The 15,038-nt window shown below is 63.2% G+C and carries 10 protein-coding genes; 9 read left to right on the forward strand and 1 reads right to left on the reverse strand.

Annotated features, from left to right (window positions below):
• The first annotated feature begins 99 nt into the window (after window positions 1-99).
• Together BUS42_RS19880 and BUS42_RS19885 are read left to right on the forward strand one after the other, a co-directional pair.
• Window positions 100-3,417 carry an efflux RND transporter permease subunit gene (locus BUS42_RS19880; protein ID WP_074309063.1) on the forward strand — a complete coding sequence of 1,106 codons (3,318 nt, stop codon included), beginning with the start codon at window positions 100-102 and terminating at the stop codon, window positions 3,415-3,417.
• A 117-nt stretch (window positions 3,418-3,534) separates the two neighbouring features.
• Complete coding sequence (locus tag BUS42_RS19885) at window positions 3,535-4,983, forward strand: efflux RND transporter periplasmic adaptor subunit (protein ID WP_074309065.1); 1,449 nt, start codon at window positions 3,535-3,537, stop codon at window positions 4,981-4,983.
• Between the two features lie 529 nt (window positions 4,984-5,512).
• Here BUS42_RS19885 and BUS42_RS19890 read toward each other — a convergent pair.
• Window positions 5,513-7,945: a hypothetical protein gene (locus BUS42_RS19890; RefSeq protein WP_074309066.1), complete on the reverse strand. Its 2,433-nt coding sequence runs from the start codon at window positions 7,943-7,945 to the stop codon at window positions 5,513-5,515.
• 339 nt (window positions 7,946-8,284) lie between these two features.
• Between BUS42_RS19890 and BUS42_RS19895 the strand changes: the two genes are divergently transcribed.
• The 7 genes from BUS42_RS19895 (at window position 8,285) to BUS42_RS19925 (ending at window position 14,760) form a co-directional block, all read left to right on the forward strand.
• The gene (locus BUS42_RS19895) at window positions 8,285-9,412 is read left to right on the forward strand and encodes a DUF1559 domain-containing protein (RefSeq protein ID WP_074309069.1); all 1,128 of its coding nucleotides are present in this window, start codon (window positions 8,285-8,287) and stop codon (window positions 9,410-9,412) included.
• 70 nt (window positions 9,413-9,482) lie between these two features.
• Window positions 9,483-9,863 (forward strand): hypothetical protein, encoded by a 381-nt coding sequence (locus BUS42_RS19900; RefSeq protein WP_074311265.1) that lies wholly within the window; start codon window positions 9,483-9,485, stop codon window positions 9,861-9,863.
• A 273-nt stretch (window positions 9,864-10,136) separates the two neighbouring features.
• On the forward strand, window positions 10,137-10,508 hold the full coding sequence (locus BUS42_RS19905; protein WP_074309072.1) for a hypothetical protein: 372 nt from the start codon (window positions 10,137-10,139) through the stop codon (window positions 10,506-10,508).
• A gap of 161 nt (window positions 10,509-10,669) precedes the next feature.
• On the forward strand, window positions 10,670-11,647 hold the full coding sequence (locus tag BUS42_RS19910) for a DUF1559 domain-containing protein (RefSeq protein WP_074309074.1): 978 nt from the start codon (window positions 10,670-10,672) through the stop codon (window positions 11,645-11,647).
• A 787-nt stretch (window positions 11,648-12,434) separates the two neighbouring features.
• Window positions 12,435-13,616 (forward strand): alpha/beta hydrolase, encoded by a 1,182-nt coding sequence (locus tag BUS42_RS19915; RefSeq protein WP_074309076.1) that lies wholly within the window; start codon window positions 12,435-12,437, stop codon window positions 13,614-13,616.
• Window positions 13,617-13,708: 92 nt separating this feature from the next.
• Window positions 13,709-14,347, forward strand: a complete 639-nt coding sequence (locus tag BUS42_RS19920; RefSeq protein WP_074309078.1) for a nuclear transport factor 2 family protein — start codon at window positions 13,709-13,711, stop codon at window positions 14,345-14,347.
• Window positions 14,348-14,409: 62 nt separating this feature from the next.
• Entirely contained in the window at window positions 14,410-14,760 is a 351-nt protein-coding gene (locus BUS42_RS19925; RefSeq protein WP_074309080.1) for an STAS domain-containing protein, read from the forward strand.
• The last annotated feature ends 278 nt before the right edge of the window (window positions 14,761-15,038 follow it).

A 15,038-nucleotide genomic window follows, 5' to 3' on the forward strand; every position in this document is an offset into this window, starting at 1 on the left:
TTCCGATCCCGGTCCTTCCCGCGCCTCCCCCCCGCGCGATCCCCGACGACTTCCGTCGACCTCTCTGCTCACCCAAAGGTCCGCTGCTGGGGAACTCGCATGAACGGCCTGATCCGAGCTTCGCTTCGGAACCCGTACGCCGTCACGGTCATGTGCCTGACGCTCGTGATGCTGGGAACCGTTTCCGTTTATCAAATCCCGATCGATATCCTTCCGGTGTTCAAGAGTCCGGCGGTCCAGGTGCTCACCTTTTACGGTGGGATGCCGGCCGCCAGTATTGAGAAGGACATCACCAACCGGATGGAACGCTGGACCGGCCAGGCCAGCGGAACTGCGCGGCAGGAATCGCGGTCGATCGTCGGGGCCAGTATCGTTCGCAACTTCTTCCGAAACGACGTCGACCCCAATGGGGCGCTGACCCAGGTCAATTCGCTGGCCCTGGCGGCGGTTCCGTCCCTGCCGCCCGGAACCCTCCCGCCGGTCGTTCTGCCGTTCGACCCGACGAGCACGACCCCGGTCTGCATCGTGGCGGTGGATAGCCCCGACCAGTCGCAGACCGAGTCGATCCTCTACGACGTCGGACGCTACGAGGTCCGCAACATGCTGATGAGCATTAACGGCGCCGTGGCTCCGGTCGTCTATGGCGGTAAGATCCGCGCGGTGCTCGCCTACCTCGACCGTCAGAAAATGCAGGCGCGCGGGCTCTCCTCGCTCGACGTCATGAACGCCCTCGACAACTTCAATGTCTTCCTGCCGACCGGTGATGCCAAGATCGGCGACACCGACTACGCGCTCGACTCGAATTCGATGTACGACTTCGCCAAGGAGATGGGTTCGATTCCGCTCCGCTCGGTCCATGGGAACACCGCCTTTCTGCGCGATGTCGCGACCGCGGAGGACGCCTCCTACATCCAGACCAACGTCGTCCGGATCAATGGTCGGCGCGAGGTCTACATCCCGGTCTTCCGGCAGCTTGGCGCCAGCACCCTGGCCGTGGTCGACTCGGTCCGTTCCCGGCTCGCCGAGTTCACGGAACGGCTGACACGCTGCGGGATCGACCTGAAAGTGGTCATGGATCAGTCGGTCTACGTCCGCCAGTCGATCGCCAGCCTGGTTCAGGAAGGGGTGCTCGGATCGATCCTGTGCTCGCTCACGATCTTGCTCTTCCTGGGCCAGTGGCGCATGACGGCGATCGCCGTCCTGACCCTGCCGATCTCGGTCCTCTCGGCGATGATCCTCCTGAAATTCACGGGCAACACGGTCAACGTGATGACCCTGGCCGGCCTGACTCTGGCGATCGGCCCGTTGGTCGACAGCGCCATCATCTGCCTGGAGAACACGCACCGGCACCTTGGCCTGGGGGCCAGCCCCGAGGACGCCGCCTTCCTCGGAGCCAGCGAGGTGGCGGTGCCCGAGTTGATCGCGACCCTTTGCACCTTCCTCGTGCTTTCGCCCCTGGCGCTGATGCCGGGGATGGGCGAGTTCCTGTTTCGACCGATGACCCTGGCCGTCGCCTTCGCCATGGGCTCGGCCTATCTCCTGTCGCGGACCCTGGTCCCCGCCTGTAGCGCCGCCTGGCTCAAGCCCCATCATCACCACGAGCACGACGGCGAAGTTGCACGGGCCGGGATTCTGACCCGCGCGTTCGCCCGCTGGGAAGCGGCCATCGAACGCATGTTCGCGTCGTACGCACGCGTGCTTGATGTCGTCCTGAACCACCGAGTGCTCACGGTGACCGTCGCCTACAGCCTGCTGCTCGTGACCCTGCTGACGCTCTGGCCGGTGCTTCGTCGCGAGTTCTTTCCCGACGTGGACGCGGGTGCGTTCGAGATCAGTGTCCGGGCCCCGAGCGGTACTCGAATCGAGCGAACCGAGCAAAAGATCGCCCAGGTCGAACAATCGCTCAAACAGATCATCGCCAAGCATGACCTGCAACTCTTCATCTCTGAAATCGGCGTGAATGCGGATTGGTCGGCCGCGTATACCCCGAATTCAGGGCCGATGGATGCGATCATCCGGGTTCAGCTCACGGAGCACCGAAGTCGGTCCGCACAGGACTATGTTCACCTGATTCGCCAAGGGCTCACGCAAGACTCGAGATTTCGCGACCTCGAGTTCGCCTTTGACGCTGGCGGCCTGGTTCGAGGGGCGATGAACGAAGGCAAGTCCACCCCGATCAATGTCCGGGTCACCGGGAAGAACCCGAAGCAGGCCCTCGCCGTCGCGCAGCGAATCCGGAACAAAGTGACTCGAATCAACGGCGTGGTCGACGCCCGGATCATCCAGCGGCTCGACTACCCCGAGTACATCATCGACGTCGATCGGGCCAAGGCCGCCGACCTCGGGCTGACCCAGATCGACGTCATGAAGAATGTGGTGGCCGCCTTCAACTCCAGCATCCAATTCAATAAGAAGAACTTCTGGATCGACCCGATCGGTGGCAACCAGTACTTCGTCGGAGTTCAGTATCCCGAGAAGGATATCCAGTCGATCGAGACCCTGCTTAACATCCCGATCACAGGGGTCGGCCAGAAGAAGGCGATCCCCCTGGGCAACCTCATCACCCTGCGCCGGACCACCGTGCCGACGGAAGTGACGCACGCAAACATCCAGCCGACGATCGACCTCGCGATGGGGGTCCAAGGCCGTGATCTCGGGCACGTTTCCGACGACGTCGCTCAGGCGATCGACGGGATCGGGGAACGGCAACTGGACGGCCGCTGGATCCCCTACGACCCGGCCACCCAGGGGAGCCCGCTCATGAAAGGGACGAAGGTCAGCCTGAGCGGTGAGTACGCTCGCATGCAGGACACGTTCTCCAGCATGGGCTTCGGCCTGATTGGGGCCTCGATCTTGATCTACTTCCTGATGGTCGGGTTGGCCAAGTCGTGGCTCGCGCCTCTGAGCATCATGCTCGCCGTGCCGCTCTCGTTGATCGGCGTACTGCTGATGCTCCAGTTCACGGGCACGGCCGTCAACGTTCAGTCGCTGCTCGGGTTCATCTTCATCGTCGGGATCAATGTCTCCAACGCAGTGCTGATGACCGACTTCGCCCAGGAACTGCGGCTCAAAGAGGGCCTGACCCCGGGGCAAGCGATTCGCAAGTCCGCGTCGATCCGAGTCCGGCCGGTCACGATGACGGCCCTGGCCGCCTTCTTCGCCATGTTGCCAGGCGCATTCGCGCTCGAACGTGGCAGCGAAGCGAACGCACCGCTGGCTCGTGCGATTCTGGGAGGTCTGTTAGCCGTCGAACCTTCCACGCTCTTCGTGCTTCCCTGCCTCTACTCGCTTCTGGTCCGCGATCGAAAGTGGACAACCGACCAAGCAACGTCACTGGATATCACCAAGCATGCGGACGAGAGATTCCTTGTCGAGGAAGACGATCAAGGGTTCGATCCGTCGCCTGGGGAGGACTGATCGTGCCGATCGGACCGGAGAGGAGAGGTCAGGCGCACGTGGCGTGCGCCACGGTCGCGAGGGGCGAGCGTTCCAAGTCGAACATGTAGCTCGGGTGCCATGCGGAGTTGATTGAATATGTCCACGCAGCCATCGAAGACGTCGAAGTCGCTCGGGGAACCCCATCGACGTGCTTGGAGTCCAGGCAAGAAACTCCTCCTCTTGGCCCTCGCCATCGTCCCCATCGCCATCGGGGGGACGATGCTGGTGTCGCGGGAGCGCAAGGCAAGCGCCTCCTCCACTCCGTCGAGCAATCACCCCGCGATCGATTCCGTAGGTGCCGACTCGGTGCGTGTCCAGGTCGTCCAGCCGGAACGGGGCGGCCTGACCCGAACTTCCACCCAGATTGGCTCGGTGCACCCATTCCAGCAAGCTCAGCTGTACGCCAAGGTTTCAGGCTATCTGAAGTGGCAGGGGGTCGATATCGGCAGCCACGTCAAGCAGGGCGAGATCCTCGCCCGAATCGATAATCCGGAAGCGGTCAAGGAAGCCGACCGCGCCGTCGCGGCCCTGAAGCAGGCCCGAACCCAGGTCGCGCAATCCGAGGCGCGCGTCGAGACCACCCTGGCCGATGTGAAAGCCACGGAAGCCGCGGTCGCCAAGGCAAAGGCCAGTATCGGCAGCGCCCTCTCCAAACGGAATTATCGCGAGAAGGAGCTAGCCCGCTACCGCGACCTGCGAGCCCGCCAGGCCGTGCCCGACCAGATCGTCGATGAATATGAAGATCATTTTGAAACCTCAGTGGCTGAGGAGCGCGCCGCCGAGGCCGAACTCGACTCGTCGAAAGCCTTGCTGTCTTCCGCCGTGGCGAAGGTCAATCAAGCCAGGGCCGACCTCGACGAAACCAAGGCCAACGTGGAAGTGATCGACGAGATTCTGGCCAAAGACAGGGTCATGGTGGATTACACCACGATTCGGTCTCCGTATGACGGGGTCATCACCCTGCGAAACTTCTTCGAAGGTGACTTCATCCGCTCGGCGGCCGAGGGGAACGAGCGCCCTCTGCTCACCGTCGCCCGCACGGACAAGATGCGCGTCGTCACCTACGTCCCGGACCGAGACGTACCGCTGACCGATCTGGGAGACCAGGCCGTCGTCACGCTGGACGCCCTACCCGGCCATCGATTTGCGGGAACAGTCTCGCGGTTCTCGAACTCCGAGGATCCCGAGACCCGGACGATGCGGACCGAGATCGACCTTGAGAATCCCAACGGCCTGTTGCGTGAAGGGATGTATGGCCTCGCCACCATCACGCTCCATAATGACAGCGCCAACATGACGATTCCCACCGGCTGCCTGTCGGGAAAGGCCGATCACGACCAATCGTCGGTTTTCGTGGCCAAGGAGGGCCGAGCGCATGAGGTCGCGATCAGAGTGGGCGTCGATAACGGGATCCGAGTCGAGATCCTCTCCGGTCTCGAACCCGGCGACCAAGTCATTCTCGACAAGCGATCGATCTCCGAGGGCACGCCAGTTATCATTGAGAAGCCAACCCAGGTCGCATCGGTGAAGACGAAGCCAGAATGAGCCGGAACCAGAAAGAGAGCCTCCACCTCATTATCCACACACATTTATATTTCGATCAATCTTGAGAGTGTCGCAAGGATACCGGGATCTCGTTCCCACGCTCTGCGCTATGCCTTACCCACAAGTGGGGGTCTGGCCCGGTGTCCAGCGAGGGTGATCGGCGCAAGTGCCTGAGAGTCCTCCAGTTGTGGCATCCAGCTCGGGCCACAGCCCCCTTCCGTAACCTCCGGATTGCTAACAACTTACGACTTGTGGGTAAGGCATAGCGCTCTGCGTGGGAATGCCGTCCGCGACGCTCCGCGTCGTCTTCCCCGGCGGGTGGGGCCGCAGAGCGGCCAAAACGGCATTCCCACGCCGAGCGTGGGAACGAGTTTCTCCCGCGAATTTCGGCCTCAGGGGTAGACAGACGGCCCGGATTTCTTGCAATCTCTCTTATGTCTTCATCATTTTTTGGTTCCACGGATCCCGAACTCGTCGGAACCCGTGGAACCCGGAATTCTGTCGCTTCCCGATTCAAGGCGGCTGATTCTCAGTCTCCCTTGCGGATCAACCAGACCTCGGTGACCTGGCACCCCCGACCGTTGCCACCCCGGCCGGGATCGCGCGTCCAGGTGAGCGTGAGCCGACCGTCGGCGGTGGCCTGTGGAGGGATCGCGAATTCGAGAGGGCGGACCGGGTCGGACTTGGGGATCGGAGCGTGGACGACGAGGCCGTCGGCCTTGAGCTCGAGCGGAGTGGGGCCGCGATCGCCGGCATAGACGACCCGGACGGAATAGTGGGCGCGGGGGTCGAGGTCGTCATAATTCATCCGGAGCGGGACATCGTACAGGCTTTCGGCGTGGCGATACCAGGTGAGCGGCCAGTCCGGCCGGGGCTGAAATCCCTGGCGGGCGACCCGGAGCATCGGGTCCAACGCAACCGACGGGCCAGGCTCGACGTGCGGCCGACGCGTGGGGTCGCCGGGGGCGTCGTAGAACCCGCCCGGGCCGGGGTTGGTCCGTTGGATGAGCTGCTCGATCCCTTGTTGGCGCGCGGCCTCGTCCGGCAACGCTCGAAGGCGGTCGAACTCCGCTTCGAGCCAGACCCGGTTGTTGAGAGGCGCATCGATGGAGTCGAGGTTTGCGCCGCGCTCCTCGCCGATCGCCTGGTACCGGGGGACGCTCAATTGCATGCGGATGCTCTGAAAGAGGGCTTCCCCCAGCTCGAAGACCCGCCCCCGGCGGTCGGCTGAGAGCCTCGTCGTTTTCGCGCGGTCGAGCGTCGCGCGGGCCGCGTTGAGGGCGTCGATCGAGCCGACGGCCCGGGCCCGCCTCAAGTCGGCCATCGCCTGGTTTTCCAGGCCGGTCTCGAACACGAGTCGGTCTCGGACGAGCGCATCGTAATAGGCGCGGTAGAGGGCCTGCTGAAACCGCCAGTTCCGAAGGTCGTCGGGAGAAGCCTGCCGCTCCAGATCCTGAAATTGCTGAAGGGTCGTCTCGACCGAGTCGTTGCCGCTGAGTGGGCCGACCCAATTCTGCTCCAGGGCAAGAAGCCCCTGCGCGAAGCCCTCGGTCGTTTTCGGGCCGATGAAGTAGCGGCTGTATTGGCGCAAGATCTCCACGACCGGCGTCTCGGGATCGAAACCGAGAGCACTCCAGACAAATTTATTCACGTCATCATTACACCCTTCCGAATAGGTCACGAAGCCGACGTGATCTTTGAGGGCCTTGAAGATCTCTGCGTTCGCCCGCGGCCGGGGGTTGATCGGCTCGCGGCCCTCGGTCACGAAGTAGGCAAGGTCCCAGTCGGGGACGGGGAACTGGCATTTCATCGTGTGGGTGATGTCGGGGTAGAGGCGGACCGGGTAGCGTCGAGGGACCCCCGCGCGAACTTCGGCCAGGGAATCCCGGGTATGCGGTCCGTAGACGACGCCCGAGAGCCAGGCTGGCTCTCGGCCGACGATGGCGTAGAACTCCTCGGTCCAGGCCCGGTCGAACCCTTGCGTCGAGACCCACATCTGGGCGTTCGGGTGCGCCTTTCGGAGCACGGCGGCCGCCTTTTCGAGGTGGGGCATGAGCGCACTTGGGCGCGAATGCCCGGGGTCGCCGCCGGGTACGAAGACCGCGTCGACCCGGGGCAGCTTGCCGAGCACCTCGGCCCAACGTTCGAGCGAGATCCGCGCCGCTTCGGGCTGGGCGTCGAGGTTGTCGGGGACCGGATACCAGACCCAGACGTCGAGGCCGTAGTCGTCGACAAGCTTGGACATCCCGACCATCATCTCCAGCGGCGGTCGGGGGAAATGCGGGCTGTCCGCCGCGTCATCGGTCTCGGGCGGCAGCAGTTCGATCGCATTCGTTCCGAACACGGCCAGGTCGCGAATGTAGCGCTCCCACTGGTCGAGGTCCCAGCCGTCGTACGAGTTGGTCTTGGGCCGGTAGCCGAGTTGGTGCCCGCGAATCAAGTCGCGGGGCGACGACGAAACGCGGAACGAAGCCGGCAAGTCGACCCGGCCACGGCTCATCCGGAGTTCGCGGAGCAACCGGCCGACGCCAAAGAGGACCCCGCGGGCATCATGGCCCTCAACCCAGACGACCGGGGTCGACTCGGCCACCCAGACGCGATAACCCTCGGACCGCGCGGGGGGTTCGGGACCGCGGTCGCCCCCTGGCTTTCCCGAGAAGGTCGCCAACGCGCGGGCGGGCGTCACCACGACCACCGGGCCCGGAGCCTCCGGCCAATCCGTGGTTACGACCCAGTTCAAGCGGGTGCGCCGGCCCACTTCCTCGACCAGCATCGTGACGGCCTTGCGCTCACGATCGGGCAACTGGGCGGGAATGACGACCGTCGCGTGCCCCAGTTCGATCATTGCCGTTCCGGGCGGGTCCCCACCGTCCGCGCTCCCTGCCGATGACAGGACGGCGAAGAGGGCCACCCCGAAGAGAAGCCCGTTCCGAATCGGTGCCAGTGCTCCGGATCGCATCATAGTCGACGAATTCCTTGGGATCTTGACGCCTCGTCGGACGCCACAACATGGTTCGATTGCGTTTCGACAAAACAGCCTTCAGGGCGCTGATTATGATTGACTTCAGACACCCCGTCCATCTAAGCTGATCCACCCCCATCGCAGTTAAAGATTTTTTGGATTTTCTCGTTACGGCTCGTCGTCGATTGACGCCCACTTCAACAGTCCGGCCCGGTCTCATTCGAGATGGGTCGATGGGGTTCGTGACGTGGTGCTTCGACGACGAAGTGGCTTCGGTCAGTTTTCAATTCATTAGATTCAATCGTCTGATCAAGTCTCCGGGTCAAAGGGAGTCTGCACATGCGTGCTCGGATTGAAACGAGGAGCCGGGGTGGCTTCACGCTCATCGAATTGCTGGTGGTCATCGCGATCATCGCCGTGCTGATCGCGCTCTTGTTGCCCGCGGTCCAGGCCGCGCGTGAAGCGGCCCGCCGCATGCAGTGCATTAACAATCTCAAGCAGCTTGGGATTGCGATGCACAACTACGAATCGACCACCACCTCGTTCCCCTGGGGCCACGGCGGATACAACAACAACGACTGGGGCGCCTTTCCTTTGCTCCTGGCGAATTTCGAACAATCTCCGGTTTACAACAGCATTAATTTCGCGGACACCGGCCACGCGGCCTCGAAGCCGAGCACCGAGAACGCGACGGTCCAGTACATGACGCTCAGCGTCCTGAACTGCCCGAGCGACCTCAACCGGCTGACCACGGGCTTCGGCACGGTCAACTATGCCGCGAGCTTCGGCGCCACGGCCGCCGGCTTTGGGCTCGCGTCGCCCGACGGCCTCTTCGGCCACGTCGGCTGGACCAACATCGGCCCCGGCTACGGACCGGATGAGCCCATCGTGCGGGTGGCCGACGTCACCGACGGCCTGAGCAACACCTCGGCGTTCAGCGAACGGGTCAAGGGGATCGGCACCTCGAACAACTCGCAGCTCGACACCCTGATCCCGAGCGCCACCTCCACGGCGGTCCAGACCTCAACCTACCCCGGCAACAACGCGGTCGACTCCAATAACAAGGCCCTGCTCGACCCCTCGTTGGCGAACGGCCCCGCCTTGTATCAAAACCTCTGCTATACGACGGGCAACCCGATCAAGATGCTCGCCGGACAGGCCGCGGGTGGGTCGACGCCCCCTTGGGGACCGGCGGGCCCGGTCGGAGGCTACTGGTGGCTCGCGATCATGCCTTACGGGACTACGTATAACCACGTCATGGCGCCCAATACCTGGTCATGCACCAACGGGACCGGCGGCCACCTGCTCAGCGGCGCCTGGACGGCGGGCAGCCGACACTCCGGCGGCGTGAACGTCTGCTTCGGCGACGGCCACGTTCAGTTCATCAAGCAGACGGTCAACCTCCAAGTCTGGTGGGCTCTGGGCACCAAGGCCGGCGGCGAGGTGATCTCGTCCGACGCGTTCTGACCACCGAATCGAACAAAACGAACGTTGAGTGCTCGGTACAATGGCAGGGACGTGCGAGGAGTTGTTGAAGATGAGGCGACGGAGATTTCTCGACGGTGTGGCGGTAGCCGCCGTGTTGATGACAACACTCGCGGGCTGTGGCTCGCGGGAAACACCGGGCGAGACCACTCTCGACGAGGCTCAGGTGAAAGGGACTGCGAAGTTCCATGGGAAGACGCTGGACGGCGGGACCCTCCACTTCAACGCGTCGAACGCCAAGCGAGTCGTCGGTGCCCGCGACGCCACGATCGAGAAGGACGGCACCTTCACCATCAAAACACTGGTCGGCCAGAACGTCGTGACCATCACGCCGAAATCGCGAACCAAGGCGACTTACGGCTTGGAATACGAAGAGAAGACCATCGAAGTCAAGTCGGGCGAGAACCCCATTGATATCGAGTTCATGCCCTGAGTGCGGTTGCCCCTACCAAGGGGGACCGGAGTCCCCTTTTCCCCCGAAAACCAGAGAAGGGCGAGCGGAGAGCATCAGCTCCCCGCTCGCCCTTCGCTTTTTGGCGTTATGCCCCTCATTTTCAACCCCCTCCGACTGGGAGCCACCTCAAACAATTAGGACTTTCTGATCTTTTGTTAAATGAACGAATTTGTTAAGCGATGCAACGAACCGTTATCATGACATCTCCTCCAAAACCCTCGACCAGACAATTTGAGAAAGGATGAGAGTCGCTTGCTCTCGAACCTCCCTCGAGGCGGTTTCGTAAGCTGGGCGCGTCTGAGCGTTCTTCTCCTCGCCGGGTGTACGCCCTCCGGCGCCCCTGGGCCGACCGGATCACAATCGCGTGAGGCCGACCTGAATGGCTTGAAATGCGAGCTAAAGATCCAGTCGGAGAAGGACCCTGAGCTGACCTGGGCCGTGACGGATCGGGTCGTCGCGGGGTTCGACGGCCACCAACTCGAGATTGCCAAGACTCAGGTGACGCTCGACAACCAGCAGAAGAAGCTCCCTGCAGGCACAACGTCTGTGACGATCAATGTCGTCGACCACGATGTCACCATCCAGGCGGACGGGAAAGCCCTCTTCGCCCCGCCCGCGAGGTGACCCGCGAGGGTTATCGCCCCGCTCGGCAGCCCACCAAATCATCCGTTCCAAGGACCGATTTTGATTGTTGGTCGCAGCGCAGGCCCCCCTGGTGCCGCAAAGTGCCCCCGCGTCCAGCGCGACCCTCATCTTTATGTCTCATTTCAAAGGAGACCCGTGTCATGAGGCGTCGTGGTTTCACCCTCATCGAGCTTCTGGTGGTGATCGCGATCATCGCGGTGCTGATCGCCCTGCTGCTTCCGGCCGTCCAGGCGGCGCGCGAGGCGGCCCGCCGGTCCCAGTGTATCAACAACCTGAAGCAGTTCGGCCTGGCGATCCAGAACTACAACGACGGCAACGGCTGCATTCCCCCGAACAGCAACAATGGCCCGCCCGCCGGCGTTGGACCGACCAACGACTTCTCGATGAAGGCTCGCGTGCTCCCCTTCCTTGAACAAGCGCCGCTGTACAACGCCTTGAACATGAGCTACTCCACCGGGAGCAACGAGAACGCCACGGTCCGCAACACCCGGTTGAACGTCATGGTCTGCCCGTCGGACCCCAACAACCCGACGAACACCGACGGGATGACGACGTACCCCAACAACATCGGGGTCATTCGCCAGAACGGCGCGGCCATCGACGGCCCCGCGGACAAGATGGGCCAGAGCAGCGACGGGCCGACGATCACACTCGCCACGATCACCGACGGCACCTCGAACACCATGATCTTCAGTGAGTGGATCATGGGGAAGATCGGCATCAACAGCCCCGGCCTCTGGCAGGTCTACAACGCCGGAATCGCCGAGGCAGGCGGAACGACCCCCGACCAGTACCGGCAGGCATGCCTCCAGGCGTACGCGGCAAATCCGAACGGCTCAGTCTTCACCCAGAAGGGCAAAGACTGGCTCCTCGGTGCGTGCGGCTGGGGGGGGTGCTATTCGCACATCATGCCGCCTAACCAGCCCGCGTGCTGGTATGGAACCGGCTCCAACACTGACCACACCATCGTCGGGGCTTCCTCGTACCATTCCGGCGGGGTGAATTGCGCCATGCTCGATGGGTCGGTCAAGTTCGTTAAGTCCACGGTCAACAAAGACGTCTGGCGCGCCCTGGCGACCCGAGCCGGCGGCGAGATCATTAGCGCGGACGCGTTCTGACCGGTGAGTTGGACCCCATGGTCGCTGCTCCATCGGCCCCTCGTTGGCTCAAACCCCAATACCGTCGCAATAGACGCAAGCCGCAGCCTCCGAATTCCCTTGGGTTTGCTCAGAACCGAGGTAACAAAGAGGCTGCGACTTGCATGCCACAAGGTCATTGCACGCTACCGGCCGATGACGATGACGCGGGCCGGATCTTGGATCGCGGGACGGGACTCGGACAGATGATCTTCGACAAGAGCGCGGCCACTCCACCACTTTGCTGACCTTGCCGTCGTCATCCATTGGACTTCTCGCAGCCGCCGCTGGCCCGCGGGAGTCCCTCCTCATGCCCCGAACCGCGCCTTTCTCCGGCTTCCGCCGCGTCGACAGACCGGTGGCGTCGCCGGCCGTGTCGATGCCCAGGTCGGCAATGGTGACGTCCAGGCGTTGGATCAAAAGATCAAAGACCTCTTTCAGAAGCGTGCGATGGGGCTCCTGGCCGAGCACCTCCTCGGGCCGCGACATGTTCCACTTCTTGGGGACACGCGGTTCCGATTCGATTCCCAGGACCCGCCGGAGTCCTTCATTTTGCGTTGCAATTCGGCAAGCACGGCCTCGGTGGTGATGTGCCGCAACGCGCCCCGCAAGCACCTATGCACACCGCAACCGGCTCACGATCGGCATGGTACGCTTGTCATGGCTGGCAATCGACCTGTACGATGGAAATCACAGGGACGCGTCAGTTGCGCAAGGAGCCCTCGGGCCGCGGTCCGGCGGGAACGAATGCTCAGGGGGAGAGGAAACGATGCGAAGCCGTCGGGCGAGTTGGGCCGTGTCATGGTTGACAGCAATCGCGATGGCCCTGGCGACCTTGGGAGTCGCAACGGCTCAGGCTCAGGTCGGAGTTCCCAAGGCCAAGGCGGGAACCAACAAGGCCAAGAACAAGCGGCGCGAGCCGGCCAAGCGAAACGCGCCTAACGCCGCGGATCCGATCGAGAACGGCGCGGCCGACGCCCTGGACAAGGCTGCCGCGGGGATGGTCCACTATCGCTTGAAGATCAAAGCGAATGACGAGACTTCGCTGAACCTGGTGTATTATCCCGCCTATCCCGCACGGCTTGGCACCAACGCCCCCGTGATCATGATGGTCCATGAGAAGGACCGGTCGAGCCGCGACTTCGAGGAGCCGATCGCCGAGCTCAAGAAGCAGGGGTTCGCCGAGCACATGCAGAGCCTTGGGTATGCGGTGCTGGCCGTCGACCTCCGCGGCCACGGGGCCAACGTGCGCAAGGCGCTGACGCCGCAAGACTGGCGACTGATGGTGGGCGACCTTCAGGCCGCCTACCAGTTCCTGGTCGATCGCCACAACCGCGGGAAGCTGAACCTGGCCAAATTGGGGGTGATGGGCGTGGGCGAGGGAGCGAACCTGGTCGCGGCCTGGGCGAACACGCCCGGCGGAGGCGTCTCCGGCGAAGGCCGGACCAGCGACCTGGGCGCCATGGTCCTGGTCTCCCCCTTGGCCGACGGTTCCGGCTTCGTCCTGCGGCAGGTCATGAGCTCCCTGGCCCCCAGGATCCCGCTCCTGCTCATGGCCGGCGAACGCGACCCGATCTCGGCCGACCCGGTCCGCGCGGTTCGCCCGTTCGTCGAGCGGCCGGCCGGGGGCATGAAGCAGAACCGGGTCGAGTTCTTCGACTCCTCGCTCCACGGCTATAAGCTGCTCTGGCTCGAGCCCAAGGTCACCTCGGTGATCCCCAAGTTCTTCGAGGGGACGATCAAGCTCAAGGCCACCACGCCCTGGGAACCGCGCTACAACCTGACCCCCGTCCAGTACGAAGACATCCAGCTCGTGCGCTCCGCCAAAGACAAGGACGCCGCGGCGGAGAAAGCCAAGGAGCCAGAAAAAGCGAAGGAAAAAGCGATCGAGAAAAAAGCCGAGCCCAAAGCGAAGGAAGAGCCCGCGCCCGCCAAGAAAGCGGCGTCGTAGCCGAGCGGTGCTCGGAGGTCTGGGTCCCAAACCTGACAAGAGTGAAACCGAGGGTGGGCCATGCCCACCCCACGCGTGGGAGAGGATTCGCCATGGAGCTGCTCTCGGAAGACGCCACCTACCTGGCTGGGGGGCTCGGAATCCTGGCGATGCTCTTCCTGGTCGCACTCAGAGTGACCCAGCAAGGCAAGTTCCTGATCTGGACGGGGGTCGCCCTGTCCCTGGCCGCGATTCTGGTCCTGGTTGAATTCCTCTGGGTCACCGACACCGAGCGGATCGAGCAGGTGGTCTACGACTTGCGGGGGGCCGTCGCCGCCTCCGACGCCCCGGCGGTCTTCGCGCTCTTGGCTCCCGACGTCGAGTTCGTCCAGAAAGGGCATAACATCTCGGGGGAGGAGACGCGCCGCTACATCGAGGACCAACTCGATCGCGCCAAGTTCGACTTCGTCCGGATCACCAAGCTCGAGGCCAATGCGGGCCGCCAGTCGGGACGCGGAAGCGCCCTGTTCCGGATCGTGGCGGGCGGGAGCTACCAGGTCGGGTCGGTGGCGCTCAACTTCGGCACCACCAACCTCGACTTCTCACTCGGCTTCCGCGAGCTCAGCCCCAAAGTCTGGCGGGTGGATCGGATCACCCTGACCCGCGCTCCCAAGGGGATGCCCGATCCCAGCCGATCCGCCAACGAGTCGCTTCCGAAACTGCCGTTCAACCTCAAACAGGACGCGTTCTGAATCAGACGGATCGACCTCAAACTCAAACTCAAACTCGTAAAGGAATCATCGAGGAGTCGAATATGCCATTGAACATCCGAACGGAGGGTGATCTGGCGATATTGAGCCACTTCGGGCAGTTACTGAACGACCCCAAGCATTTCGACGCGAGCCTCGACCTCAAGGAACTGCTCGAGCAAGGGTATCGCCACGTCGTCCTCGACCTGCGCGGGGTCCGCGAGATGGGAGCGACCAGCATCGGGTTGTTGACGACCCTGACGCGGCTGGTCCGCCAACAGGGCGGAGAGGTTGTCCTGGCGAACGCGAACCACGGCACGAAAGACTTCATCGAAATGATGCGGATGGACGCCTACTGGGATCTCTTCGACAGCCTCGAGGAGGCGAAGTCGTTCTACCGACGCGTGTCGACCTGATCCTTGAGGCAATCCCAAGAATCAGCCCCTCCCCTCCTCCCCCTGGGACCGCGGGCGTCTCACCCGCTCTTGAATGAAATTGAAATTGAGTTCAGTTCAATTTCATTCAATAAAACCCTTGAATGGAATGGCCGGCCGGTCGCCCGCGGCCCCAGGGATAGCGATCCCCAACCGCTTGAGTTCCGACCGCCCCCGTTGATGCTTGGCGGGGCATTCACCAAGCCACCCAGCAGGCTTTGCCTCGACGGCACGAGTTGCCCAGCGCCTAGGCACCCTTG

The organism is Singulisphaera sp. GP187, from assembly GCF_900129635.1.
GTDB lineage: Bacteria > Planctomycetota > Planctomycetia > Isosphaerales > Isosphaeraceae > Singulisphaera.